We start from the raw sequence: 26,082 nt of genomic DNA on the forward strand, positions 1-26,082 counted from the left end.
ATTATTATATGCAGTTTATCGTAATAATGTCTTTTTCTGTAATTTTTAAAATATTCTTCGCTATCTTTTAATGCCCCAAAGTTATTTAAGTTGAAAAACAAGCTACTTTTAGTCCTACTTGTATATTGTTATTACGTCCCTGTTATATCACAAAACAGGGCTGATGGCGATATAGATAGCGTGAGTATTTTTATTTCCTTATCTAAGGATGAAAATATAAGCGGCAATTATAAAGATGGGTTAACATTTGCAACTTCTGCAGTGCAATATGCAAATCAAGGTAAGGATAAAACCTTACAGGCAAAGGCTTATGTGAGTCTGGCAAATACCTATCAAGCTATAAAAGATTTCGCTTCCGCGAAAAAGTACTATAACCTCGCACTCGGTAAAAAAACAGATGATTACTTCGTAAACGTAGCATCACTCAACGGTCTCGGTAATATATACTCAATGGATATTACCACGGCAGACGAGGCTGCTGCTTATTTTGAAAAGTCTATCGTATACACACTAGAGGCAGGCAAAAATGAGCATTCCTTTTATACCTATTACAATATTGCGGGCATGTACCTTAATTTTAAAGATCCAGATAAGGCATATCCTTACATTCTAAAAACCGATACGTTGTTAGCTAACATTGACAAAGAAGACCCAATCTATGGGCTTTTACAACAGTTAAACTTTGCTATTTATAATAATCAAAAAGGCAATCATACATGCGCTTTATCTAACATAAAAAAAGCACTAGAGATAGGAGAGGAGCATAGCCTCACCAGAGAACTCATAGATATTTACGATTTTAAAAGTGAGATACATCAAGAGCTAGGAGAATATGATGCGGCTCTAGAAAGCCTTAGAAAACATTACTATTATAAAGACTTAGATTTTAATGAGGTAAAAAACCTCCAAATAGAACAAGTTGAAGCAGATTTTAAAGTAAAGGAGTTCCAACAAAAAGCCGAAGCATCTCAATTAAAATCTAACGTTATCTTTATAGGAGGTATTAGTGCGCTGCTATTTTTAAGTACCGCCTTTTTAATCTTTTATAATCACAAAAGGCGGTTATCATTCTTAGCGCTTGAAAAAAATAATAAGGCGCTATTACAAGCTAAAAATGAAGCTGAACACGCCCACAAATTAAAGTCTGAGCTATTAGTTAATATTAGTCATGACTTAAGAACACCCTTATACGGAGTTGTAGGTATTACGGAGATGCTTATAGAAAATCCTTCCATCATTAAGACAAATAAAGGTCTTCTAAATGCTCTAAAATTCTCTGGAGATCATTTAAAATCGGTTGTAAATAATATATTAAAGATTAATGAGGTAGAGTCTAACAACATTACGATTAAGCGAACAAAGGTTCATTTACATAACCTCTTAGAGAATATTATCACCTCCTTAAATTACCTAGCAAACCAGCAACAAACGGAACTAAGACTAGCTATTGCAGATGAGATTTCCAGCTACTACATCTTAGATGAAACTAATCTTACAGAGGTTCTTTTAAAACTCATTGATAATGCGCTAAAAAACACAACAAATGGAACTGTAACGCTCAGTGTAAATTTAGCTAAAAGAGAAAAAGGCATAGATCACATAGCTTTTAAAGTTTCAGACACAGGAACAGGTATCTCAAAAGAAAATCTAGCAGTCATTTTTGATAGTTTTAAACAAGCTAACACAGAAGAAAACACCTCATACGGTATTGGTCTTGGACTGCCTATCGTTAAGTCCTTAATGAAAGTGATGGACAGTAAATTATCTGTCACCAGTGAAGTAGGAGTAGGATCGCAATTCTCGTTTATCCTGGCATGCGAATTTGCAAATGAGATTAATGAGCCAGCGGTGGTTTCTGAATCTAAGAGTCTAGAAATACTAGTAGTTGAGGACAATAAGATCAACCAACTAGTAACCCAAAAACTAATAAGCACGCTTGGTCACAAGTGTACCATTGCTGTAAATGGAGAAGAAGCTATAAAAGAATATCGCAACACCCATTTTGATCTTATTTTAATGGATCTCAATATGCCGGTGATGAACGGATTTGAAGCCTCAGAAGCGATTTCAGGAGAAAACAAACATATTCCTATTATAGCATTAACAGCACTAGAAATAAGCGAGGTAGAAGAGCGATGCCACAATGTGGGCATACGTGATATTATCAATAAGCCTATAAACAAAGAAGCGCTTGAGGCTATCATAGAGGAGAATGTACACTGTACAGATATCATCTAGATATTTAAAGTGTACAATTCCTCTTATAACATATTTTATTCTTTTCCGTAGCTCAAAGCCACACCATAGTCTGTTTTTATCTCTTTAAGTGACTAACATGAGATTTCAAATTAATCAACTAAAGCTCTCTATAACAACTCTTGCATATACTTTTTAATAGCAACGTCATTATAAAAACGATTGACCATCTCCGTATATAGATCTGTAAATCTTTTGTTATCAATAAGGTTTCCAAAAATAGATTCTAGCTTTATAAAACTTAAAGCATCTTCTGTAGTCTTCTTTGCCGCTTGATGCAACTCCTCTTTCATTTCATCTTGAATGACTAGTTTTTGCCCGTTTTGATTTTCTTGTTTGTCACTATAATAACACCAAGCTACTAAAACAAGTGTTGCATATTTAATACTTCCACCAGTAGCTAAATTCTCTTGGATGGTTGCTATTAAAAACTTTGGAAGTTTTGCCGAGCTCTCTGAACAGATACGATCTACACTATCCTTAATGTTAGGGTTTCCAAATCGCTCCAGCAGGCTGTCTTTGTAATCTGCTAGATTAATGCCTTTAATCTCACCTAAAACGGGTGTTGCTTCTTCGTCAAAAAAGGCACGTAAATACTGTGCAAATAGCTCATCTTGTACACATACATCTATAGTAGGGTGGCCGTGTAGCACACCTAAAAGTCCTAACACAGAATGTCCAGCGTTAAGCAGACGCAATTTCATTTTCTCATAAGGAACTACATCGGGTACAAACTGGACGCCTACTTTTTCAAAAGAGGGTCTTCCATTAGAAAAATTATCTTCTACCACCCATTGTATAAAAGGTTCGCAGGTAACGGGCCATTCATCTTCTACGCCATAAGTATCAGCTAGTAGTTTGATGTCTTCTTGCGTGGTTACTGGCGTGATACGATCTACCATACTATTGGGAAAACTTACCTCTTTTTCTATCCACTGTGCTAGTGTTGGGTCTTGCGCTTTCGCGAAAGCGAGCAACATTTTCTGTATCATATTGCCATTATGCTCAATATTATCACAAGACAGTACCGTAAAAGCAGGTAGTCCTTCATCACGGCGTCTTTTTAAGGATGCCGTAAGAAAACCATATACCGTTTTTGGATCATCAGGATGTGCAAGTTCGTGCTGTATCTGCGGATTTTCAAAATTGAATTCACCTGTATTGGGATTAAAATTGTATCCACCCTCAGTAATGGTCAATGATACAATCTTTGTTTCGGGCGCTGCCATACGGGTGATGACAGTTTCTGGACTGTCTGTACCCATTTTAAAATCGACGATGGAGCCAATGACTTCTGCCTCCTTTTTTCCGTCTGGATGCTGAACCATCAAGGTGTAGAGATGGTCTTGTTTCTTGAAAATATCGTGAAGTTTTTGATCATTTTGGCGTAAGCCTATTCCGCAAATTTCCCATTCTGATGCTTCATCTAGTTGTCTGAGTTGATGCACGTAGTATGCAAGATGAGCGCGATGAAAACCACCTACGCCTATGTGTACAATGCCCGCCTTATTTGGCGAACGATCATACGTAGGTACTGGTATTTGTTTGCCTATTTCGGCTAGATTTTCTTTATTAAGTGGTGTCAATTTTCCCATTAGATAGTTGCGTTTTTTGATTTTCCTCTTCGTAATGCCCAATATGCAAATACAAAATAAAGGATAGTACAGATAAAAGTGTACGTATAAAATAGTTGTCTATTGTCAATATATTCTGTCTCAGAAGCACTGCCAAACATCACATTGCAAGCCAGTGCTAGACTAGCTATAAGTGCTAAAATTGCTAGGAATTTTAATGTCTTTGAAAACATAGAAGTATCCTTAACCTGCACATCTTCTTGTGCGGCTTGTTGCTCTTGAAAACGTTTTATAGTTTCCTCTCTAAGTGCTTCTTCTTTTACCTCTTCTGTATAACTATCTTTTGCCCCATATCTAGATGCAAGGAAGGTGTACATAGCGATGGTAAAAAACCAAGTAGGAATAAAGAGGTAGTAAAAGGATATCACATCTAGCGCTTGCAGTCCGAAGCCAAAAACTAAGCCTAATCCCCAAGAGGCAACAGCAGGCATACTAAATTTAAGCTTGCGATACGATGACCAGTATCTTGTAAAACCTATTCTAGGGAAGATTTGGTGCTCTGTAAATACAATCGCACCTACTGGTACTACAAGCAATCCAGCATAGGTGAGGAGTGGTAAAATCTGTGAGAATACAAAAGGAAAACAAGCGATGGTCACGGTAACTAAACCTACGACAATGGTTGTTTTCTTTCTAGAATGGTTTGAAAAAATGGCCTGAGCAGCAAGACCTGCTCTATATAAATTTGTTATCGCCGTAGTCCATCCTGCAACAATCACGATGACAAAACCAGACCAACCTAAAGCGTAATATGCAACATCACCTGGATCAAGTTCTACAATAGATTTCCCTAAAATTACGGCAGCACCAGCTCCCATAATTCCTGCAGCAATCCACGCTACGTAGTGACCAAACATCATACCTGTACTAGAAGCGTAGGCATAGTTTTTCTTTTTGGCAAAACGTAACAATGCCATATCCACCAGTCCAAAATGGGTAATTGTATTTGCCGCCCATCCAAAACCGATAACTTCTACAAGTCCAATTCCAGTCTCTCCATCGCTATTAATACCTGTCCAGATGGACTGATTACCTAGCGTCATAAAATCTGCCCAATTTGAGGGTATGGTTTTATCTAACACATCTAGTGACAATGCAGGCAGCAGCACCATTGCACCTCCGGTAAACATCACAAAAAGCCAGGGCGCACAGAGCCCAGAGAACTCAGAAACGGCATTAAAACCATAGAGCGCGATAGAAACCACAACAATACCCACCGCCAATACAATCAGTACAAACCAAGCATTTGTGGGATACCAATTAAGTTGCGCAGGAATATCAAATGCAAAACGTACCGCTGTGGACGATACCGTTATCATTGCCGCCGAAATAACAGAAAAGATAATCACATTTGCCCAATTATATAATTTGGTCATCGAGTCACCCGCAATCTTATTGAGATAGGTGTAGAGGCTTAAACGCGTTTCTACAGCGATAGGGGAGGTGATGAATCTCCAACTTAATACAGCCAGAATATTACCAATTAACAAGCCTAGAATAATATCTGAAGTTTTGGCACCCAGTGCGACAAAGGTTGCCCCAATTACAAACTCTGTTGCTGCTACGTGCTCTGCAGCGTAGAGACCCGCAAAATGCGTCCAATCTTTTAATTTGTTTTTTCCTACGGGTAGCTGTTCTTCATCTACCGATTTTAAGTGGTCGAACTCTTTGGTTTGTTTACTCATATGTTGCGATCATTTTTCTGGAACTTCTAAGGTAAATAAAAACTGTACGTGAGCAGTAATATGCCTTGGACTTTTATAGATATAGTTAATCGCTTTTGTGGTGGGGACATTACAGAAAGAGAATTGGACGGTGATTGTAATCATGAAAGAATCTTCACGTAGGTGTAGTAAACACAAGTTGTGTCATTCTATTATTTGTATCTATGTCAAATAGCGCTGAAAAGCGCGCTATCCACTCTTTTTCTAGATATATCAATTTGTACTATAATGTGCCGCGTTATTTCACTTCGCTTAGGTGAAAGCGGTTCGCAGAAACAAAATTTTCTTTATTTTTTTATTCTCAAATGTTTAATTAAAAACGTTATGGAATACTCCTTGCCAGAAGCGACGATAGGAGCGAAGTGGGAATGTGTTTGGAATGGGGAATTTTCTTTCTGTTTTTTAATTAATTACAGAAAGCCGTAAATTTATACTTGTTAAAATTTACTATATTTAAAGTTCTATATTTTGAGCTATAAATTTTCCCTAAACATTATCTCAATCAAATATTGTTTTGTAGTAAAACTACTATAAAACACAATTATTTATGTACAAAATTAACAAAGATATAGGATTGGATATTTACACTCAATTAATAATAAAAACTAAAAATTATAAAAGCACAATTACAAGACATAAATGATTTTTACGATAGGATAATCCCATCTAAAGCAGGAGGTCTATTAATTTATATACTTCACAAAAGGATAGAATTACAAATAATTCCGCATCGCTTTGAAGAAATAGATTTGGAATATGCTTTAGACGAAGTTTTAGAAATTGCTTCCATTGGAAAACCGCAAGTAGAGAGACTTACCCAAGAATTACTTCATTTTTTTATTGAGCATCCTAGAAATGACCAATACAAATATATCCTAACCTCCCACGCAACTCGGTTTTTAGATTTTCTCGGAAATAAACTGTTTAATGAACACAAGCACTTTCCGCTTAGAAAAACATTTCAGAATTATGGGCTGTTCAAGGCAGAAACAATACTTGAAATAACCGATTTTAAGGTTTGGTTTGAAAATAATTTTAAGAATAGTAGTAGAACTTTAATTGAAAATCATCTTGAAGCTTTTAAAGATGTCATTAATGAGTCTATCATTAGACTCAACAAGATTATTTCTAGTCCAGATAATGTTGCATTAGATAATTTAGATGAATTTACACAGTTATTTCGTGATAGTGTTTCCCGTTCTGATGAAATAAATGAAACACTACAACTTAGCGGTAATCTGAGAGCTCAGATACGTGGAGTAGTTGAATATTTTGATAACAGAGTAGCCAGCGTTAATCATATTTTAGCGCAAAAAGACCCTCAGATTTTAAAAGATTTAAAGGCTGATTATGATGCTGCCTTACTAATAAAAACAGAGGTGTTTAACTTTTTTGACCTTATAAAGGAAAAGTTAGACCAAATTATTGATAGATACATCTATGCCGATAAACAATTAGCAAATTTTAAGGAGAACTTTAGAACCAGAACACAATTCCAAAGGAACCTTCGTAAGTTTTTAGAAGTAAGCCTAGAAGCTGCTGTCTACGACCGTAATGAAGGTATAAGGTTTTATAAACCACTTGATATTAAGGTCATTCCAGAGGAACGTTTTAAATATCTCAATGTTAAAAAATACGATACGTTTATTAAAAAGAAGAGTTATGTGCTAGAAAAGGAATTAGACCCAGTTTATGCTCTGGAGCAGACAAAGAATGCAAATGTGGCACTCGATAAACAAGAAGAAGTGGCAAGACAACTCAACATTTTTAAAATCAATTTATCAAAACAAATAGATACAGACCTTACTAAAGAGTTCTACAGGCTTCTTAAAGAGACGAAAGATGAAAACATTGCTTTAAAAATAGTTTTTGATATTCTTAAGTATGCAAGCAAACACAAAGAATACGATTTAAAAATCGAGCAAAATATACCTAAAAAGTATCAGGATAAAAACATATTAATATGGCAAATGAACATACTGCAGAAGCAGTAAATAATCACTTTGTAGATATTTTTAAAAAGGCAGATGTTCAAAAGCATTTTGCCGATTTAAATATAGAATTATTGCGAGGTAGGCACATTCAAGATGATGCCCACTACTTTCATAGATTATTGTCCAAATATTTTATAGAACTTAAAAAGTACTATGAAGTGTTTTACAATCTCCTACTGGATAAAAAAACATTTGAAGGTGTTACCTATTTCTTTTTGACTTTTTATGAAGATTCAAAAGGTGTACTTTCAGCTAGTTCAAGACATAGAGACTTAACTCCTATTGAAACCATTATTGCCATCACCCTATTGCAAATGTATTATGAAAGGTATTTTGACAATGTAAAAGAGATTTCGTTTCAAGATATTAAGGTAAAAATTAAAGAAAGTGAATTTAGTCATTTATACAAATTAGCATTTTTTAAAAATGGCAATCGAGACAATTTTACGCCTAAAGAATGGGCTAACCTCACTAAGAATTTTAAGAACGTTATTCAGGATTTTGAACAATTAGGATGGGTAGATAAATTTATTCAAATAGATGATAAAAACTTCTCATTTACTATAAAGGAATCTATTCATCGATTCCAGACAATGTATGAATACGAAATTTTAAACTTTGAAGAGTTTGCTAATAATTTAGACCAATCAAATTATGAATAAACTCCCACTTATACATTCCATATCTACGGTAAACGTTGTCAAGCACTATAATCAAGATTACCTTGTTCACGATACACGTACAGATTTTACGGGACCTAACGGAATAGGGAAATCTCTACTAGCCGATTTACTCCAAATATTATTTATAGCAGAGCGAAAGAAAATTCATTTTGGCACCGATAGCGTAAAGAAAGAACATCGCCAGATACACACTATTCCTTATAGCGGTCCCAATGCTTATTTCTTTTTAAATATTGAGGTGGAGCATAAAATGTACTTGACCTTTGGAGTGAATATCCCAAATACAAGTTCTGGTCAAATCAAGTTGTTTCGGGTGTTAAATGCGCCTTTTGATGCTAGCGTTGATAGTAGAAAAACAGTAAAAGAGCGTCAAAGCATTAGCGAATATCTCATACCAGAAGACAGACTTATATATCACGACAACTTCATAGTAAATAAGACTATTCCATCCATAGATGTTCTCACAAGGCATCTACGCGATAACTATGAGCTTCACTTAGACATTTATTCAAAAAAGGCAGAACGCAAGGAATTATATCAGTTTTTTTACGATAAAAACATACTACCTCTCAATCTTAGTCAAGAAGCACATCTTACCGCTTTCGCGAAAGTACTACAGGCTTTTTCAAAAGCAAATACACTTGATACAGATAAGGATATTAGCCTTAAAAATTTTCTGTTCGAAAATAAAAAAGCTGAAATTGAGGACAACTATAAGCAGAACAAAAAGAATCTTGATGATTATGTAGCGCGTTATAAAAACTTGAGTTTGCTTATTGAAACGCTAAAAGGCAAACGAGCATTTTTAGAAGATTTAGAAACACTTACAAAAGCATACATTAGTTCAGAAAAAGAGTATTTTCAATATAAGTATCATCAACAAAAACAAGAATTTGATATCCAATGCAAAGAATGGGATGACATTGCGAAAAGAGAGAAAAAGCTTAAAACAGATATTAGCAAACAGAAAAAAGCTTTACCAGACTTGGAAACTAAGGCGCATAATGCCATTAATAAGTTCAAAATATACTCTACAGCATTAAGTAACCTTAATACCTATAAAAATAATCACCAAGCCTTTGAAGCCAAAACCAAGACATATGCTGCGCTTCGTGCCTTAAAGATACCAAAGGGATTAGACCAACAAAGTAAACAGTTTGATTTTACGAATAGTTCTCCTGATGCAGTAATAGAAAAAGTAAACCATCTTTTACCTTTACTTAAAACCTATAGTAGTGTCGATAAAATAGAACAGCAATATCAATCGCAAGTTGCTTCATTAAATACGCTCAAGCAAAAATTACAAGACGACAAGGTAAATACTGAAAAACTAATTGACATTTTGAGTTTAGATAATGACAAGTCGTTTGCTTCTAAAGTCTTAAAAGATAATAAGAGTATTTCTTTAGGGCAGGAAACGGTATTGAGAGAATTTCTTTTAGACACGCATTGGGAGTTTCCAGAAAATGTTTTGGACAGTGTGATGTACACCGAAAATATAAACATACTTGATAACAACAATATTAAAAAAGATGATGGCAATGGCGGATATTGGTTTACAATGGGCGGTATTCACAGATTTATCAAAGCATTATCTTCAGAAAGACTATTCGAAAACTCAGAGGAGCTATCAAAAGCACTTGCATTAAAAAAGGAAACACTTAACACTCAAGTAAATGTCATAAAAGAAACATTGAGGCAAATAACATCTTTAGAACAGGGTAAGACAGAAGCATTAGAGTATCTTGATTTTGACTTTAAATGGGATATGACTATTCCAGACCAGCGCCAAGTCAATGAATACAGAAAAACGTTGGAAATGATTCAAAGTTTAGACACTTTAAAGGAAAGTGTTAAGTCGGAATTGACTGCTGATAAGGATGCTTTAGAAGTCTTAAGCGAAACAATTCCCTTCAACTTTTCTACAAAGAATTTGGCAGATGAATTAGAAAAATGTAACGAAGAACAGGACACTTTAAATCAGGCACAGCTTAAAGCAAATAGCAAACATCAAGAAGCAAAAACGCTAATTAAAACATTGTCAGAGCAATTAGAAGCTATCAATTTTAAACCAGAAGAGGTCGAAGCGGAAAAACACAAACTACAAAGTAATTTAACAAAGGAGAAGAAATTTATCACAGATAAATATCCAGAACTAAAGAATGTTTTAGATAAGTGGAAGACAAATGAAGATAAGGGTTATCAAGAGGTGTACGCACTCGCTAAAATAGCCTATGAACAAAAGTATGATGCCGCTTTAACCATTTACAAAGAGCTTAATGATGATATCGAAATAAAAGATAAAAAACAGCATCAATACGAATTTAAGTTGTTGGAGAAAAAGCTTTTGGGCAATAACATTGGAACTACAAAAAATATAGAAAGTGCATTAAGCAGCTTTTATACCAACCGAAATAAGCTTGCAAAGACTATTATAGACTCGATGCTGAGTATTTTTAGTAAAACACAAGATGAGTACGACAACTATAAAAGAGTAGTTACAAACCTTAATACTTTCTTTAAGGGAGAGCTGATTAGTAAAAAATACTACTTTCAAATTGTGTTTGACCCTAGCAAAATGTTTAACGTAAATTGGATTAACGATTTATCTTCGAAAGCGCAAGCAGCTGGACTTTTTAATTCTGACAACGTAGAAGAATTTGTTGAAGAATCGTTTAAAGAAATCTCAGGCTATTCTGATACTATTAACTTCTCAGACCTGTTAGACCCTAAAACATATTTTACACTAAAAACAGAGTTTAAAGATGATGATGGCAAAGAATATCCTGGAAGCACGGGTGAAAGCTATACTGCAAGAGTCTTACTTGGTATCGGCAGATTGTCCATTACATCCAAAAACATAAGAGAAGGACTTAAATTTTTAATTCTTGAAGAAGTTTCTAATCTTGACGACGATAACTTCAATACATTTCCAGAAATCGCAAAAAAATATGGTTATCAAATTATAACGATGACACCTGAACCATTTGGCTCTAATAGCGATAACGGTTGGTATTTACACCAACTAATCGAAGGAAAAAAGGACAAGAACAGAAACTATCCAATCCCGAATAGCAGTTTTAAAACTAACTATAAAAACGAACAGTTACTGGGATACCTTAAAAGAATGAATCAAAAATGAATTGGATTGAAATAAAGGCATTACATAAACTGTACACCAATGGTGAAGTCAGAATAAATCAGACTTTGGCGAAAAGTCCCATATTAAAAAATCACCAAAACGCTTTAGAAATTGAGCGTGGGAGAAAATTTTACACGAGAAATGATGTATTCCTTGAGGTTTATGAAAGAAGATATTTAGAAGATTACGAAAATTATGTAACTTTCTTACAAGGTGAAGGACTCTTAAAACCACAGTTACGATTTAACAAGAAAGATATTGATTTACTGATACAGTTTAAACAAGGTATCACAAATGGTAGTCTTTTGCAGCGAAGAAATGATTTAGAAGAAGCACAAGAATCTGTTAGAGGTTTCTCACATATGTTTTTTAAAAATGATAAATATCTCGATGGTAAAACACTTTTAATAAATGCTATAAATACCATATTTGGTATTACGCTTGTAGACAATAAAAGTCAACAATATCTTTACGTTTTACAATGTGAAGAACCTAATCTTATCATTTTGTGTGAAAACGGTAATTTTCTCAACAGAGATAAAATACCCAGAGCTAATGGCTATGAGCTTTGGTATGCTGGTGGTCGAAATATTCCTAAATTAGAATACACACATCAAATAAGAAGAGGATTACCTATTTACTATTCCTGCGATTGGGATAAAGACGGACTAGAAATTTTCCAGTTAGCAAAGCAAAAAATCCCAGATTTAAAACTATTACATCCAGATGGTATATCAAGAGGTATTGCTACAACAGAACATAAAAGCCATTGGCTATACCCTGACCAACCAGAATTGTTGTCTGGCTTACAATCAGAGTTATACTTAGCAAAGGATAAAACTATAATAAAGGAATTAATAATTAAAAACCATTGGATAACAGAAGAAGGAAATAATTTAAAAGTGATGATTAACAATTATAGTTCTTAAAATAATGATTGTATTAGATTTTCTAAAATCAGAATTCAAAAGTCATAACTTAGAATTAACTCCAAAATCAAATGGGAGGGAAGGAGTTGATTTTATAATCGGAACTAAAGAAATATACCTGAAATACATTGATTTAGACACTACACAACGTAGCATTAAAGTAACAAAGCAAGATTTAGGAGAACTAAAAGATAACTTGTTTATCGCTTTAATTTTAATAATAGATAAAGAACCAAAGGTTGTTTATTTAATTCCATCAAAAGATTTATTACAAGCTGATAACAACATATTCGTTGAGAATAATGTGTCATTAATGCCCAGTTTGTCTAATTGGGAGATTAAAGTATTTAGCAATACAATTCCAGAATTAACTAAATACTCGTTAGAAAATATGGTTGACAAACTAAATTCTTAGTTTTATAATATTATGTAAAATAGAAGTTGTACGCTTTTACCCAGATGTTGCGTTGGCAAAACGGCCTCAGAAAACTTTGGTAGGACAGTAGGTGAAAGAGCGTTTATATTTTAGAGAGTTAGACTAAGTAATCTCAAGTATGACAAAGTTTAAAGGCTTTATTAAATCTATATTAATACTAACAAAACCTTTCTAAAATGTAGCGATAGAGCACCAACAACGCCACAGCCTCGCTACTCGCTAAAAATGTCTCCCAGACATTTTCTTAACGCTCGTCCGTGTTTCCAAAGTTTCACGCAGTTTTAATTTTTAAATTTCAAGAAAAAAAACCTCACGAGAATCGCTCAAACAAAATCATCCCGCACATTTTCCCATATAAGAGAATTATAACCAAAAGAAGAAACGTAGCATTTTACAGATGTAAGTGTTGATCAATCCAAAAAAGAGCTCAAACATAGTTACTCACAAGGTTTTAGTTATTGGATTTCGTCATAGGATTCCGTGAATCTCCTAAAGTCAACTATAGCAATATGTCCGTAAAAGGGCTGTTACATAAATGCTGACGATATAGACCTAAAGGCGCTATATCTGCATTTATGTAAAATAGAACCGAAAAGGTTCTATTCGCCATTTTACTCATATATCAATTTGTATCATAATTTATATTATGTCAAATAGAATATTTGATTAACTGTTAGTACTCTTTACAATTCCTAAAACAAATAACTAGCTGTACAGTCTCTCTTCGTACTACTTCTAGTTCACAAAGCCAAATTATAAAAGCATATACTCAAAGGTTCTTAAGTTTTTGGAGTAATGGCAATGCTACGTATGTAATCTCTGTGCGTTTATTTGAAATCAAACAGACTAAGTATCATCTGTTCAAATTTTGGCGAAAGCGTTATAAAAACATTATTCTGCATCTAAATCCATAAATCCATCATAGCGAATGCTTGTGCGCTGCACGCTGTTTACAGAAATCTGCACCTTCTTGGTATTAAAAAATTCTATGAACACCTCATAGGTTTCAGCGTCTTGAGATATAGAAAATGTCATTTCTGTGCGATCTGTTTTCTTGTCTTTGGTAATTTCAAAGGATTTAGGAATTCCAGAAAATTCTACACCATTTGAGGAGTTGTAACCACCGCCCATCCTACGCTCGCCATAATACGGTAAATAAGCGCTCACGCTATCATTATGTATTTTGAGAAAGTTACCGTTACCCAGTAAATTGATGCGGCTACCGCTATTACCAGCCCCTAGCCCATTGTTTACTGCTAGTTGGTTGAGCACATTACTTGCCAGCGGGTATGCCCAGGTTGCTGTAATATCAATCTTGCGATTGTCTATTAATTCTTGCACACGGCTTGCTGTTGCCAGCTCTTGCTGCGTCATGGGTTGCTTAGTTTTACACGCGATTGCGAGTATAAGAAACGGGATGATGATGATGTATTTCTTCATAAGATGCAGTTTTATTAAAAAGGTAGCAAAAACTATTCCTTTGTGGTGTGTTAACACGGTGTTAGATTTTACATAAAACGACCATCGCTCGTAAGGCATTCTTGTACTTTTGCCGAATGCAAAAAACGAAAGGATCGCAAATAGAATTTATCGCACTTATGGCGGCTTTAATGTCTGTCACCGCACTATCTATTGATGCCCTACTTCCAGCACTTGATATTATAGGTGTTGCGATACAAACCAAAACTCCCGCCGATAATCAGCTACTTATAAGCATGATTTTCTTAGGTCTAGGCCTGGGACCACTCGTCTTTGGACCACTAGCCGATGCTAAAGGTAGAAAATCTTCTGTTTACTTTGGGTTTACCGTCTTTATAATCGCTTCATTTATATGTATGTACACACGTAGTTTTGAAGTAATGATATTAGGCAGGATATTACAGGGCATCGGACTTTCGGCGCCGCGTACCATCTGTGTTGCTATTATAAGAGACCTTTATGAAGGCGATTATATGGCTCGTATCATGTCTTTTGTCACGGTAGTTTTTTTACTTGTTCCTATAATCGCTCCTGCTATGGGTAAAGTGATTCTGGACATCTGGAACTGGCAAGCGATTTTCTTAGTGCAGGTAATAATAAGCCTCTTTGTAATGCTATGGTTCTGGAGGCGCCAGGAAGAGACACTCAAACCAGCAAACAGAATTCCTTTTTCTCTAGAGCGCATAACGAGGGGTTTCCGCGAGACTATAAAATATAAGCGCACCATGGGATTCACGATTATACAAGGCTTTATTGTAGGTTCGTTTATTGTGTACATAAGTGCTAGTCAGCAAATTTTCCAAAATCAATACGGACTCGTAGATGAGTTTCCTTACATTTTTGCCGGTCTTGCCTCGGCTATAGGTGCTGCTATCTTGCTCAATGCCAACTTTGTCGTGCGTTTTGGGATGGAAAAAATAGTCACCGGTGCCCTCATAGGCTTCTTTATCGTGTCCATATTATATGTGATTTTATTTAATGATGTGCTGCATCCTTCGGTATATGTACTCATAGGGTTCTTTGCAATGCAGTTTTTCTGTATAGGTTTTATGTTTGGTAATCTTAGAGCGCTAGCGATGGAGCCTGTAGGTCACATTGCTGGTATAGGAGCGGCAATTACGGGACTTATTTCTACACTTATGGCAGTTCCCATCAGTACCTTTATAGGTCGTTTTATTGAGGAGACCACGCTCCCACTCTTCATTGGTTTTTCTTCGTGTGCCGCGATATCACTCTGTATTCTGTTCTGGATAAAGAAAAAGGCTCCAAGAACGGTTGTCTTGAAGCCTTAATATCATTGGAGTGGTTGTTAGTACGCTTTCGCGAAAGCGTAACTCCATAATTAATCGTTCCACACCGCAGCTGCCTCTTCTCCAAGAAACTGTTGCATGTTAAATTCTTGATCACGTGCCTCAATATCTCTAGCATAAAACATATCGCTATAGATAAAGCCAGCATCTTTTGCCATGGCAGCAGAAGCTCCATAATAAATATGCTGAAATCGAGCCCATCTCGCTGCGCCTAAACACATCATGCAAGGCACACAACTCGTATACAAATCGCAATCTGAAAGATCTTTTGTACCCAGCGCTTTACAAGCTAGCTGAATACAACGTAACTCTGCATGCAGCGTAGGGTCTTGCGAACCTCCCACGAGATTATGACAAGCTGCAATAACCTGCCCAGAACGAACAATGACGGCGCCAAAAGCGCCGCCACCGTCTGTATCTTTACCTTCTCGAGCTAGCGCAATGGCTTGCTTCATAAAAGATGACTGATAACTCATATTATTCAGTTTCTGCTAGTAAAATAGACTTAGCATTTACAAATTCTTTAATCCCGAATCCTCCGTGCTCTCTACCATATCCAGAGTCTTTTACTCCTCCAAAAGGCATCATAGGCTGTGCAAGTCCGTAAGAATTAATGAATATCATTCCTGTATCAAAGTGCTCTTGTGCTAGCTTTACTGCTGCTTTTTCATCCTTAGAGAAAATTCCTCCTCCTAGTCCAAAACGGCTATCATTTGCTATGCGCATTGCATCTTCATTATCTTTTGCTTTAATTAAAGAAGCTACTGGCCCGAAGAGTTCGTCATCATAAGCTGGTTGTCCAGGCTGTACGTTACTTAGTACTGTAGATGGGTAGTAATATCCGCTACCATCTGGTATTTCTCCTCCAGTTTCAATTTTTGCTCCTTTTTCTACACTTTCTTTTACTTGGTCGCTTAGCAACTCCTGTAAATCTTTACGAGCAATTGGTCCTAGTTGTGTTCCATCTTTATTAGGATCTCCCATGACCACATCTTTCATTCCTTGTACAAAGCCTTCCTTAAATGCATCATACACTTTATCTACTACGATAAAACGTTTTGCAGCAATACAAGTCTCACCATTATTTATGATTCTACCTTGTACACAAGCTTTTACAGCTTCTTCTACATCTGCATCATCAAGTACGATGTATGCATCGTTACTTCCCAGCTCTAACACTGTTTTCTTAATAGATGCTCCTGCAGTTTTTGCTATGATTTTTCCTCCAGCAGAACTTCCTGTAAATGTCACTCCGCGTACTTTATCATTGCTTATCACCTTATCAGACTGTGCGTGATCTATCACAAGTACTTTAAAAAGTCCTTCTGGTACGCCAGCTTTAAGTAAGAGCTCTTCTATTAATAATGCGCTTCCCGTTACATTCTGAGCGTGCTTTAATAAAATCCCGTTACCCGCTAGTAAGTTTGCAATGGCAACTCTAAGTGGTTGGTATGTTGGGAAATTCCACGGCTGGATACTGTAAATAACACCTTCTGGAGAAAAGTTGATAATTCCTTTTCCACCATCTAGTAGTGTTCTTTCTATAGGTTGTAATTCTTTTACTCCGTTTTCGGCAGTATATTGAGTGATGGCAATACAAAGATCAATCTCACTTTTCCCTTGTTCAATGGTTTTACCCATCTCATCGGTCATGAGTTGTACAAGTTGATCTTTATAATTTTTAAGTTGCTCTCCTATATTTTTAATTACAGTGGCTCTATCGTCAAGCGATTGCATTTTCCAGTCATTAAAAGCATCGTGACAGTTGTCTATCGCTTCTGTAACCTGATCATCTGTAAAATATGTATACTCCTTAATTGATTGTTCGGTATGAGGATTTATGGTTCTAAAACCTCCTTTTATTTCTCTTTCCATTGGTAATGTTTTTTTTGTTGTTGTAAAATTACGGGGAGACTACATGCTGAGAATGCACTTTAATAGTATTTAAGAGTTGTCTTTAGAGAAGTTTAACGAGTAAGGTATCATCTCTATAATAGGAAAAAGCCACTACCTTATATGTGGTAGTGGCTCTTTATCAAAGGGTTTATCTTAAAAAAACTTACAAGTATTATATAAGTCTTACTCATTATCTAAAGTAACGTCTCCGTTACCTTTAATCTCAAATTCTTCTTTTGGGATGGTACGATTAAAGTTTGAAGATCTTCTGTGTGCATCTTGAAAGTCTGCGTGCTTTTTGTTTTGTGTAGTATTCATAGCTTTATGTTTTTTTTGATAAAGGTATTTTAAAGCATCATAGCTAGTTGTTAATCAAAATGCTAATTCAGAGTTATTTAACGTTTTGAGCTACCGATGCTACAATGCCGTTCTCTGGTTCTGAAACATAAATAACTACTGTAATATCGTCATCCTTTGCTACCCACGAAGGAATACTTAGAACCACATCTTGCTGATTATAAGATGCTTGCTCCTTTTTAAAATTTGCAACGATGTGCGTATTTTTTAAGGTTTTGTTTTTGTTTTCTCCTCTATTTACAATGGTCGTTTTTTCCTTTACAGTGAGAGCATACATAATTATAGCATTATCTGGAAGCTCTTTAAAATTTGCTTGAATAGTAACACTTTCCGCCACACGCGCTACTGAAGCAATAGTAACTGCTGACTTATCAATACGACTAGTTTCACTAGCTACTGCTCCCCTTAGTTCTCTTTCATTAGATCCTACCACATGATTACGACCATTAATAACTGCTTGAGGAGTATAAACGCTCCTTATATTAAAAGTACGACCATAATCATATTGGTGATTTGTATTACTAGCAGATGCATAAGGATCTTTCCAGCCTATATAATCCCAATAGTCTACATGATAAGAAAGAATAATAACGTCCTCCTTAAGTTCTTCAGATAGACGAGCTATTAATTTATCTGCGGGTGGACAGCTACTACATCCTTGTGATGTAAATAATTCAATCACCGTAGGAGATTGACCGATTGCTGTAAATATTGTACTTAATAATAAGAACGAAGTGAGCAGTATTGATTTCATAGGAGCCATTTTATAATGGGTCGAGAGTAGATAGGTTCCATTACATGGCCATTATTAGAATTAAAACGAAACAATAGCAACGTCGTTGATGTAATCAGCTTTCGCCAATTTAAAAAACTGTTATTCATCAGATTAAGTGTTTTGTAGATTTAAAATTTTCGCGAAAGCGGTACTTCCCCCCTACCAAGCATAATGTACTTTTTAGACTTTGGCACGCTACTTGTAATTACCTAATCGTGAACATCAATCCACACAATTAATTAAAAACGAACATTATGAAACATCTTGCATTATTATTTATAGGACTACTTACCTTCTCGGCAAGTACCTATGCAGCAGAAGAAGATACATCAATACGACGCGGTACCGTATATGACGGTAGCAAGTATATTTTTGTAGAAAACGGTATCGAATTTTCAGTATTTCCAGATGGAGAGTTTGATTTTTACATACCACAGTATGTAGAAGGAGTAAGCCTTTCTGTAAACGCTGGTCCAGTAGGCATAAGCTTTAACACAGGTTTTGACTACGATCCATATGTACAGTATGATGAGTATGGAGCTGTGATTCAAGTAGAAGACACTCCGCTTTATTATGATAATTACGGACGCTTAGCACAAGCAGGTGACGTACGTATCAACTATAGAGACAACAGAATATCTCGTGTAGGAGGACTACAGATTTATTACAACAACCGCGGATTATTTTCTCACTATACAGGCTTCATCAACGTGTATAACAGAAACTATGTATTCCATCCATACCACAACTATTATTACAGACCAGTTTTTAACAGATGTCTAGTATTTAATACACCATATAGAAGATATTACACACCAGTACGTTATAACTATGCATTCCATAGAAACAATTATAGCAGAGGTTACAACCGTGGGTATGCAAATGCTCGCCGTGACTTTAGACGTCCAGATAGAGGTCGTGTAGCTCACAATAATGGTAGACGTGATAATGTAGACCGTAATAACGCTCGCTTTACAAGAGCAAACACAGGACGCGTTGCAAGTCGTGCTAACACTACTACTACAAGAAGAAATAATACTTCTGCACGTAGAACATCTAGCGCAAATACATCAAGTAGAAATGGTCGTGTAGCACAATCTACTAGCCGTAATGGTGCACAGAGAGGTACTGCTACTACAACGTCAAGAAGAAGTACAAATAAGCGTGCTGTAATCTCTAATCGTAATGAAACACAACGAGGAAGACCTACAGTAGCTACTACACCTAGACAACGCCCTACGGCATCTTCTAGATCTGGTAATAGCGTACGTAAAAGTACTCCTAGAACTACAAGACCTACAACGCGTACTACAAACAGAAGTACTAAGTCTGTAGCAACAAATAGAGGATCACGTACACAGTCTAAAGCTGCACCTCGTACCTCACAAAAAAGAGCGGTATCTACTAAGAGTAGAAGCTCAAGTAAAGTAAACACTCAGCGATCTTCATCTCGTAAAGCTGCACCGCAGCGCACGAGCAGAAGCTCAAATAGCAAGTCAAGTAGAAGCACATCTACGAGATCTAGAAGAGGATAAGAATTAGATTTTTGGTTGGTTAGTTTGGTAGACCCTAGTTGCTATAAGCGCTAGGGTCTTCTTTTTTTTATAACTTAGCTACTATTAACCATAAGTGTCTAAATATGAGAATTTTAAACGTATTACTTGTTCTGGTAGTGCTTACTGCCAGTTGTAAAAAGAAAAAGAAATCTAACACCACCACTAGTCCACCCATTACTTCTACGAGCAATAGACCCAGTGATAGCGCTAGAGAAGCTGCCATCTTACAGCTCGTAAATGACTACCGAGACTCTCTTGGCATAAGTACCCTGAGAAGCACTACCCTATCTCAAGCCCAAGCCCTTGATCACACTAATTATATGGTAGACAAGCGGCTTATGAGTCACGATAACTTCTTTAAGCGTAGTGATTACTTAAAGTACAAAGGCGCCACCGCTGTGAGTGAGAACGTAGGTAAAGGTTACCGCACTGCTCAAGGTGTTGTAAACGGCTGGCTCAATAGCCCCAAGCACAAAGCAGCTATAGAAAGTGATGCCACACATACCAGCATTGCGTCCATACAAGATGCAAACGGGATATGGTACGACACGCAGCTTTTTTTAGACTTTTGAGATAATTACGCTTTCGCGAAAATGTGACCACTCAATTTCAGTATCTTAGGAACTTCAAAAACCATAATAACCAATGATTAGATCCCTTACCATTACCGCTTGTATACTAGCGATGTTTTCTTGTCAAGAAACAAAGAAAAAAGAAGTAGCACCACCAAAAGAAATGACGGAGGCCGAAGTACTAGCAAAAGCGAAAGAAATACACAGCAACGTGATGACGCTAGACACGCATTGCGATATAAACGTAGATAACTTTACAGACACCGTAAACTATACACAAAACCTAGCATCACAGGTAAACTTACCTAAAATGCAAGAAGGTGGTCTAGACGTGCCGTGGTTTGTAGTATATACAGGTCAAGGAGAGCTTAACGAAGAAGGTTATAAAGCCGCCTATGAGAATGCAATGTCAAAGTTTGATGCCATTCATAAACTCTGTGAAGAGATTGCTCCAGAGCAAATCCAGCTGGCTACGACTTCTCAAGAAGCAAGAGATATCTGGAAATCTGGTAAAAAAGTAGCAATGATTGGTATAGAAAATGGATATCCAGTAGGAACAGATGTTTCTAATGTAGAGAAGTTCTATAATCTAGGAGGTCGTTATATGTCACTAGCACATAATGGGCATAGCCAGCTAAGTGATAGTAACACCGGTGAAGCCGATGATGTATGGCTGCACAATGGATTGAGTGACTTAGGAAAGGAAGTTATTGCAGAGATGAACCGTGTAGGGATGATGATAGATGTATCACACCCTAGCAAGGAAGCCATGCGCCAGATGATTGAGCTAAGTGAGACACCTATTATAGCTTCTCACTCTTCTGCTAGAGCATTATGTAACCATAGCCGTAATCTTGATGACGAGCAATTGCAATGGATGCAAGATAACGGTGGCGTAGTGCAAACAGTAGCTTTTAAAAGCTACTTAAACACAGAAAAAAATGACGCATACCAAGCTGAAGCAAATCAAGTCATAAAAAACATCGCAGATTCTCTAGGAGTTATATGGCTAGATCGTACTGCAGCAAGAGCATTACCAGAAGCCGAAAGAAAAGCGTATTACAAAACCTATACAGACGTGTTACTTCCTGCACAGCAGAAGAAACTGGCAGAACGCACAGACCTTCCTCCTGCCGTAGACGTGACAGACTTTATAGATCACATCGATTACCTCGTAGAAAAGATAGGAATTGACCACGTAGGTATCTCATCAGACTTTGATGGTGGTGGCGGTGTAGAAGGCTGGAGCGATGCGTCAGAAACTATGAATGTAACTATAGAGCTTGTGCGTCGTGGTTATACACAAGAAGAAATCGAGCAACTATGGAGTGGTAATTTACTACGTGTTCTTGATGAAGTGCAAGCATATGCCGCAGAGCAGAAAAGCTAATTTCTCATTATAGAAATTAATCATCCTCAAAAATAAAAGAGCCCAGAAGTTTATACTTCTGGGCTCTTTTTATAAATATACTATGGTAGTTTCCTGCAGAGATTACATATCTCGTTCTCTACAAATCTGATTAACTCTAAGCTTTAACTTACGCTCGTAATCTTCTTGTAACCAGTCTCTATAGTTTTTAGTATTATTCATAATACTATATGAATATAAACGCACACGGTAAGCGATATCATCCTTTAACTTACGTGCAAGGATTCTAGCATCAAAAACATCTTCACTATTTTCAATCACCATTTCTGCATGTTGCTCGATGGCATTTTCTAATGCTGTTTTTGCTTTAAGTCCTTCTTTAATTACACGTTTGTATTCCTTCTTGATATCAAAATAAACATTCTTAGTATTGGCAAATTCCTTGCGTAAATCAGGAGGCATCACATAGGTGAAGTTGCGCTCTATCTCCTCATCTGCAATTAGGTTTTCAAGATAGAAATCTGGGTATGCAAAAATCTCTTTCCAGTCTATTGGTGCTTCCCAAAGCCCAAAACGTGCTGCATTATTTCCTAAATCAAGCACCTTAAATGTAGTTTTACCTGGAGCAATACGTGATCCACGACCTATCATCTGGAAGTATAAGGTAAGTGACTTTGTTGCTCTGTTTAAGATAATAGTATCTACCGTAGGTTCATCAAAACCAGTAGTAAGAATACTTACAGAAGTAAGTATAGCATCTGGAGTATTTTTAAACCAGTCTAAGATTTCTGTTCGTTCTTTAGCACTATTAGTGTTATCTAGGTGGCGTATGTCATAGCCTGCCATTTTAAACGTCTCATAGACGTAGCGAGAGGTATTTATACCATTATTAAAGATAAGTGTCTTCTTCCCTTTAGATTGATCCTCATAAGCACTCAAAAGCTTTTGCTGCATGATGGTATCTGTGTACAGAATGTCTGAAGACTTTACTGTATAATCACCATTAATACCAAGCTTAAGGGAACTCAACCCTACATTATAGCTTATTGTTTTTGCTTTAGATAAGAACCCTCTTTTTATCAAAGCAGGTATACTCTCCCCTATTAACAATTCGCTATAGTTGTCTTTCATAGGCAACTTAATATTGGAACTTAGTGGAGTTGCAGTTACCCCTAAAATAAAAGCCTTATCAAAGTAGCTGAAGAGTTTTCTAAAGGAGTTATAATGCGCCTCATCAATAATGACAAGACCTACATCGTCCATATTCATTTGCTCCTCTTGCAGTCTGTTAGTAAGCGTTTCTACCATCGCTACATAACACATATAATCATCACCTTCTTCTAAGGTCTTAACGTCACTACTTATGATCATGTTAGGGACCATAAATTCTGTAAGCATTCTTGAGGTTTGATTAGAAAGCTCAATACGGTGCGTGAGGATTACTACTTTCTTATTTGCTCTTTTTATGTAGTTACGTACTATCTCAGAGAAAATAACTGTTTTTCCACCACCAGTAGGTAGTTGATACAACAAGTTATAGTCTTCCGATGTACGATCCATTACGCTAAAAACAGCCTCAAGATCCTTGAGTTGGTAATCGTATAATTCTTTTTCTGGAGTTTCTTTTTCTTGAATAGCGTCGCTCAAAAGTGTAGGTTTCTTCGGTTAAAAGTCAATCTTGCAAAACTAAGTGATTTTTATGCTTTCGCGAAAGCGTACTGCAAGAATTCTTGACACAATTTTAAAAATTATGCCTTATTTATTGAAAATGGACGAAAGAGGGTGTTTTTAAGATGGATCTGCTGCTTCGTCAAACAAATCTGCGTTAGGCCACTTACGTTCTTCTGCTAGTGAAACGATGTGTTCTATCCTCTCTCCTAGTTCTTCTAATAGATGATGATAAGTAACATACTGCACTAGCTCCTTAAAGGAATTGAGCATACTTTTATAAAATGCATCTGGAAGTCCTGGACTAGATTGCTCAAATGTTTGTGCAATCTCAATATTAAAAAGCATCACATCAGAAAGCAACAGCGGGTTCACTCCTAATGTCTTAAAGTGCTTGATGTACTTTTGAGCAATAGAACGTCTTTTTCTAGGACGTTTGCGTCGTGTGGGGAAATACTCGTTACTTATTTTAATTTTTGCTTCGTCTACGAGCTTATCTTCTTTAGGGTTAAAAACAAAGTCATAATAGGTCTTCACCTCAGGTATACGTTCATAAAGCTCCATAATTTGCTCTTGAAGCTCTGCATTGCTTAATGTAGAAATTTGCTTTTTTAACGCCCGTTTGCTCATTGCTAATTGATTACTTATTGCGAATTTATAATAAAAAATAGTCGTAAAAAGCGAATCAAAAACCTATTTTTGCAACTATACCAACTTCATATATAAACCATCATTTTACAATGAATACACTTCAAGATAGTAAAGCCGTAAACTTGATCAAAAAACTCATAGGAGATGTTGCTCAAAACGGAATTATAACAAATACAGTAGTTGAAGACCTTAAAACGCTTCGCCCTCATACTATTACAGAGCAACTACCTTTATTAGCCAAAGCTACACGCCTTGCTGCTGAACATATAGAGGAAACAGGAACTTTTGCAATTCCTATCCCTGCAGATGATGACATTGAAGATGAAAATGAAGAAGTGATTGCAGCTGCAGATCCTGCGGAAAGCACTCCTGAAGAAAGCTTACACTACTTCTTTTGCTTGATAAGAGATGTAGATAAAAAAACAAATGAAGACGAATTACGTGAATACGTAAAGGCGTTAAGAGAGTACTAGTATACAATTACTCTTTATAGATATCATAAAAAAGCCACTCGATTGAGTGGCTTTTTTTATAACATACTGTTGTAGTTCAAATTGTAATTGAGAAGTTTATTCAAATTTCTTCTCAATACTTTGTCCTATTGCTGAGCTTTTAAAAACGTATGTATATAACCACATTAGAGTAAAAGAAGGAATGATGTCTAAACCAGGTACAATCTCCTCTACAAAGGTGATAACACCTCCTACTTTTCCTGCAGCGCCTTTATACAATCTTGTCATGAGCCATGCAGATAATGGTGCCCATACTACGTCAGACATATCTCCTATTACCGGAAAAACCCAACTTGAGGTAACAATACCTAAGACGTCAATAAGAAGTCCAATTAATAAAAGCTTGTATTTATTTGTTTGATTATCCATAAGTATATTAAATATAATACTTTAAACTAATCAAATAACATTCCAAAATTATTAATCTAGACTAGATGAAATCAATTTGAGAAATTCATTACGAGTTTCTTGCTTTTCAAACTGTCCTCTAAAACCTGAAGTGGTCGTTGTGGAGTTTTGCTTTTGTACACCTCTCATCATCATACACATGTGAGACGCCTCAATGACCACAGCAACACCCTTAGGATTTAATGTCGAGTTGATGCATTCTAAAATATCATGTGTAAGCCTTTCTTGTACCTGAAGTCTTCTTGCAAACACATCTACAATACGTGGTAGTTTACTTAGCCCTACGATGTGACCATTAGGAATGTACGCAATATGAGCCTTACCGAAGAAAGGTAGCATATGATGTTCACACAATGAATACAACTCTATGTTCTTTACGATAACCATGTCATCATAATCTTCTTTAAACATCGCTCCTTTAAGTATAGCAGCTGGGTCCATGTCATATCCAGAAGTAAGGAATTGCATAGCTTTTGCCGCTCTCTCTGGAGTTTTTACAATACCTTCTCTAGTGGTGTCTTCTCCTAAGTTTTTAATAATTGAGGTGAAATTATCTTTTATTTCGTCTGTAACTTCAATGTTATACTCTTCAAAACTTCTATATGGCATGGGAGATATTTATTTTTGTTTAATCAAATATACTATTTATTAAACATTTTTATTTCTCTATTTAACTTTTTATTTAGAGTTTTCTTAGAATGACACGGTTAGATTTGTCAAGCCAATCAAAC

The 26,082-nt window shown here is 36.1% G+C and carries 22 protein-coding genes; 11 read left to right on the forward strand and 11 right to left on the reverse strand.

Annotated elements, in window-relative coordinates; translation table 11 throughout:
• Positions 1–90: 90 nt before the first annotated feature.
• Positions 91–2,238, forward strand: a complete 2,148-nt coding sequence (locus ACJJVW_RS14820; protein WP_405252871.1) for a response regulator — start codon at positions 91–93, stop codon at positions 2,236–2,238.
• A 128-nt stretch (positions 2,239–2,366) separates the two neighbouring features.
• Here the strand turns inward: ACJJVW_RS14820 and ACJJVW_RS14825 are convergent, their stop codons facing one another.
• Positions 2,367–3,851, reverse strand: a complete 1,485-nt coding sequence (locus tag ACJJVW_RS14825) for a mannitol dehydrogenase family protein (RefSeq protein WP_405252873.1) — start codon at positions 3,849–3,851, stop codon at positions 2,367–2,369.
• The gene (locus ACJJVW_RS14830; protein ID WP_405252875.1) at positions 3,851–5,575 is read right to left on the reverse strand and encodes a purine-cytosine permease family protein; all 1,725 of its coding nucleotides are present in this window, start codon (positions 5,573–5,575) and stop codon (positions 3,851–3,853) included. Before ACJJVW_RS14830 ends, ACJJVW_RS14825 begins: the two co-directional genes overlap by 1 nt.
• 788 nt (positions 5,576–6,363) lie before the next feature.
• Here ACJJVW_RS14830 and ACJJVW_RS14835 point away from each other — a divergent pair.
• The 5 genes from ACJJVW_RS14835 (at position 6,364) to ACJJVW_RS14855 (ending at position 12,777) form a co-directional block, all read left to right on the forward strand.
• Entirely contained in the window at positions 6,364–7,608 is a 1,245-nt protein-coding gene (locus ACJJVW_RS14835; protein ID WP_405252877.1) for a hypothetical protein, read from the forward strand.
• Complete coding sequence (locus ACJJVW_RS14840; protein ID WP_405252879.1) at positions 7,578–8,270, forward strand: condensin complex protein MksE; 693 nt, start codon at positions 7,578–7,580, stop codon at positions 8,268–8,270. Before ACJJVW_RS14835 ends, ACJJVW_RS14840 begins: the two co-directional genes overlap by 31 nt.
• A 259-nt stretch (positions 8,271–8,529) precedes the next feature.
• Positions 8,530–11,433: a hypothetical protein gene (locus ACJJVW_RS14845; protein WP_405252881.1), complete on the forward strand. Its 2,904-nt coding sequence runs from the start codon at positions 8,530–8,532 to the stop codon at positions 11,431–11,433.
• Positions 11,430–12,362 carry a hypothetical protein gene (locus tag ACJJVW_RS14850; protein ID WP_405252883.1) on the forward strand — a complete coding sequence of 311 codons (933 nt, stop codon included), beginning with the start codon at positions 11,430–11,432 and terminating at the stop codon, positions 12,360–12,362. The genes ACJJVW_RS14845 and ACJJVW_RS14850 overlap by 4 nt, the downstream gene beginning before the upstream one ends.
• 4 nt (positions 12,363–12,366) lie before the next feature.
• Entirely contained in the window at positions 12,367–12,777 is a 411-nt protein-coding gene (locus ACJJVW_RS14855; RefSeq protein WP_405252885.1) for a hypothetical protein, read from the forward strand.
• A gap of 912 nt (positions 12,778–13,689) precedes the next feature.
• Here ACJJVW_RS14855 and ACJJVW_RS14860 read toward each other — a convergent pair.
• The gene (locus tag ACJJVW_RS14860) at positions 13,690–14,238 is read right to left on the reverse strand and encodes a DUF4251 domain-containing protein (protein ID WP_405252887.1); all 549 of its coding nucleotides are present in this window, start codon (positions 14,236–14,238) and stop codon (positions 13,690–13,692) included.
• A gap of 101 nt (positions 14,239–14,339) precedes the next feature.
• On the opposite strand from ACJJVW_RS14860, the gene ACJJVW_RS14865 reads away from it, so the two are divergent.
• On the forward strand, positions 14,340–15,569 hold the full coding sequence (locus ACJJVW_RS14865; protein WP_405252889.1) for a multidrug effflux MFS transporter: 1,230 nt from the start codon (positions 14,340–14,342) through the stop codon (positions 15,567–15,569).
• Positions 15,570–15,619: 50 nt separating this feature from the next.
• Here the strand turns inward: ACJJVW_RS14865 and ACJJVW_RS14870 are convergent, their stop codons facing one another.
• The 4 genes from ACJJVW_RS14870 to ACJJVW_RS14885 form a co-directional block, all read right to left on the reverse strand.
• Positions 15,620–16,063, reverse strand: a complete 444-nt coding sequence (locus ACJJVW_RS14870; RefSeq protein ID WP_405252891.1) for a nucleoside deaminase — start codon at positions 16,061–16,063, stop codon at positions 15,620–15,622.
• Position 16,064: 1 nt separating this feature from the next.
• A complete protein-coding gene (locus ACJJVW_RS14875) occupies positions 16,065–17,462 on the reverse strand; it encodes an NAD-dependent succinate-semialdehyde dehydrogenase (RefSeq protein ID WP_405252893.1) in 1,398 nt (465 codons plus the stop codon).
• A gap of 204 nt (positions 17,463–17,666) precedes the next feature.
• Positions 17,667–17,801 (reverse strand): hypothetical protein, encoded by a 135-nt coding sequence (locus ACJJVW_RS14880; protein ID WP_013752148.1) that lies wholly within the window; start codon positions 17,799–17,801, stop codon positions 17,667–17,669.
• Positions 17,802–17,874: 73 nt separating this feature from the next.
• Positions 17,875–18,594, reverse strand: coding sequence for a DUF1223 domain-containing protein (locus tag ACJJVW_RS14885; protein ID WP_405252895.1), 720 nt, complete (start codon positions 18,592–18,594; stop codon positions 17,875–17,877).
• Positions 18,595–18,869: 275 nt separating this feature from the next.
• Here ACJJVW_RS14885 and ACJJVW_RS14890 point away from each other — a divergent pair, with 275 nt between their 5' ends.
• From ACJJVW_RS14890 to ACJJVW_RS14900, 3 genes are all read left to right on the forward strand, one after another.
• Positions 18,870–20,150, forward strand: coding sequence for a hypothetical protein (locus ACJJVW_RS14890; protein ID WP_298325148.1), 1,281 nt, complete (start codon positions 18,870–18,872; stop codon positions 20,148–20,150).
• Positions 20,151–20,254: 104 nt separating this feature from the next.
• Positions 20,255–20,743, forward strand: coding sequence for a CAP domain-containing protein (locus ACJJVW_RS14895; protein WP_405252898.1), 489 nt, complete (start codon positions 20,255–20,257; stop codon positions 20,741–20,743).
• A gap of 73 nt (positions 20,744–20,816) precedes the next feature.
• Positions 20,817–22,133, forward strand: a complete 1,317-nt coding sequence (locus ACJJVW_RS14900; RefSeq protein WP_405252900.1) for a dipeptidase — start codon at positions 20,817–20,819, stop codon at positions 22,131–22,133.
• 102 nt (positions 22,134–22,235) lie between these two features.
• On the opposite strand, the gene ACJJVW_RS14905 is transcribed toward ACJJVW_RS14900, so the two are convergent.
• Both ACJJVW_RS14905 and ACJJVW_RS14910 read right to left on the reverse strand, forming a co-directional pair.
• The gene (locus tag ACJJVW_RS14905) at positions 22,236–23,759 is read right to left on the reverse strand and encodes a DEAD/DEAH box helicase (RefSeq protein ID WP_298325156.1); all 1,524 of its coding nucleotides are present in this window, start codon (positions 23,757–23,759) and stop codon (positions 22,236–22,238) included.
• Positions 23,760–23,900: 141 nt separating this feature from the next.
• A complete protein-coding gene (locus ACJJVW_RS14910; RefSeq protein WP_405252902.1) occupies positions 23,901–24,410 on the reverse strand; it encodes a DUF6155 family protein in 510 nt (169 codons plus the stop codon).
• A gap of 110 nt (positions 24,411–24,520) precedes the next feature.
• Between ACJJVW_RS14910 and ACJJVW_RS14915 the strand changes: the two genes are divergently transcribed.
• Positions 24,521–24,904, forward strand: a complete 384-nt coding sequence (locus tag ACJJVW_RS14915; RefSeq protein ID WP_298325162.1) for a hypothetical protein — start codon at positions 24,521–24,523, stop codon at positions 24,902–24,904.
• Positions 24,905–25,000: 96 nt separating this feature from the next.
• Here the strand turns inward: ACJJVW_RS14915 and ACJJVW_RS14920 are convergent, their stop codons facing one another.
• Positions 25,001–25,312 carry a hypothetical protein gene (locus ACJJVW_RS14920; RefSeq protein ID WP_298325164.1) on the reverse strand — a complete coding sequence of 104 codons (312 nt, stop codon included), beginning with the start codon at positions 25,310–25,312 and terminating at the stop codon, positions 25,001–25,003.
• Positions 25,313–25,363: 51 nt separating this feature from the next.
• Positions 25,364–25,960: a GTP cyclohydrolase I FolE gene (gene folE / locus ACJJVW_RS14925; RefSeq protein ID WP_298325168.1), complete on the reverse strand. Its 597-nt coding sequence runs from the start codon at positions 25,958–25,960 to the stop codon at positions 25,364–25,366.
• Positions 25,961–26,082 lie beyond the last annotated feature (122 nt).

The sequence above is a fragment of the Dokdonia sp. Asnod3-C12 genome (genome assembly GCF_045063975.1).
Taxonomy (GTDB): domain Bacteria; phylum Bacteroidota; class Bacteroidia; order Flavobacteriales; family Flavobacteriaceae; genus Dokdonia.

What these genes read in the sequence shown, in the direction of transcription:
- ACJJVW_RS14850 (WP_405252883.1), top strand. Translation starts at nt 11,430, where the DNA reads ATGAATTGGATTGAAATAAAGGCATTACATAAACTGTACACCAATGGT.
- ACJJVW_RS14875 (WP_405252893.1), bottom strand. Translation starts at nt 17,462, where the DNA reads ATGGAAAGAGAAATAAAAGGAGGTTTTAGAACCATAAATCCTCATACC.
- ACJJVW_RS14880 (WP_013752148.1), bottom strand. Translation starts at nt 17,801, where the DNA reads ATGAATACTACACAAAACAAAAAGCACGCAGACTTTCAAGATGCACAC.
- ACJJVW_RS14840 (WP_405252879.1), top strand. Translation starts at nt 7,578, where the DNA reads ATGGCAAATGAACATACTGCAGAAGCAGTAAATAATCACTTTGTAGAT.
- ACJJVW_RS14825 (WP_405252873.1), bottom strand. Translation starts at nt 3,851, where the DNA reads ATGGGAAAATTGACACCACTTAATAAAGAAAATCTAGCCGAAATAGGC.
- ACJJVW_RS14895 (WP_405252898.1), top strand. Translation starts at nt 20,255, where the DNA reads ATGAGAATTTTAAACGTATTACTTGTTCTGGTAGTGCTTACTGCCAGT.
- ACJJVW_RS14915 (WP_298325162.1), top strand. Translation starts at nt 24,521, where the DNA reads ATGAATACACTTCAAGATAGTAAAGCCGTAAACTTGATCAAAAAACTC.
- ACJJVW_RS14890 (WP_298325148.1), top strand. Translation starts at nt 18,870, where the DNA reads ATGAAACATCTTGCATTATTATTTATAGGACTACTTACCTTCTCGGCA.
- ACJJVW_RS14870 (WP_405252891.1), bottom strand. Translation starts at nt 16,063, where the DNA reads ATGAGTTATCAGTCATCTTTTATGAAGCAAGCCATTGCGCTAGCTCGA.
- ACJJVW_RS14830 (WP_405252875.1), bottom strand. Translation starts at nt 5,575, where the DNA reads ATGAGTAAACAAACCAAAGAGTTCGACCACTTAAAATCGGTAGATGAA.
- folE (WP_298325168.1), bottom strand. Translation starts at nt 25,960, where the DNA reads ATGCCATATAGAAGTTTTGAAGAGTATAACATTGAAGTTACAGACGAA.
- ACJJVW_RS14900 (WP_405252900.1), top strand. Translation starts at nt 20,817, where the DNA reads ATGATTAGATCCCTTACCATTACCGCTTGTATACTAGCGATGTTTTCT.
- ACJJVW_RS14885 (WP_405252895.1), bottom strand. Translation starts at nt 18,594, where the DNA reads ATGAAATCAATACTGCTCACTTCGTTCTTATTATTAAGTACAATATTT.
- ACJJVW_RS14920 (WP_298325164.1), bottom strand. Translation starts at nt 25,312, where the DNA reads ATGGATAATCAAACAAATAAATACAAGCTTTTATTAATTGGACTTCTT.
- ACJJVW_RS14910 (WP_405252902.1), bottom strand. Translation starts at nt 24,410, where the DNA reads ATGAGCAAACGGGCGTTAAAAAAGCAAATTTCTACATTAAGCAATGCA.
- ACJJVW_RS14860 (WP_405252887.1), bottom strand. Translation starts at nt 14,238, where the DNA reads ATGAAGAAATACATCATCATCATCCCGTTTCTTATACTCGCAATCGCG.
- ACJJVW_RS14855 (WP_405252885.1), top strand. Translation starts at nt 12,367, where the DNA reads ATGATTGTATTAGATTTTCTAAAATCAGAATTCAAAAGTCATAACTTA.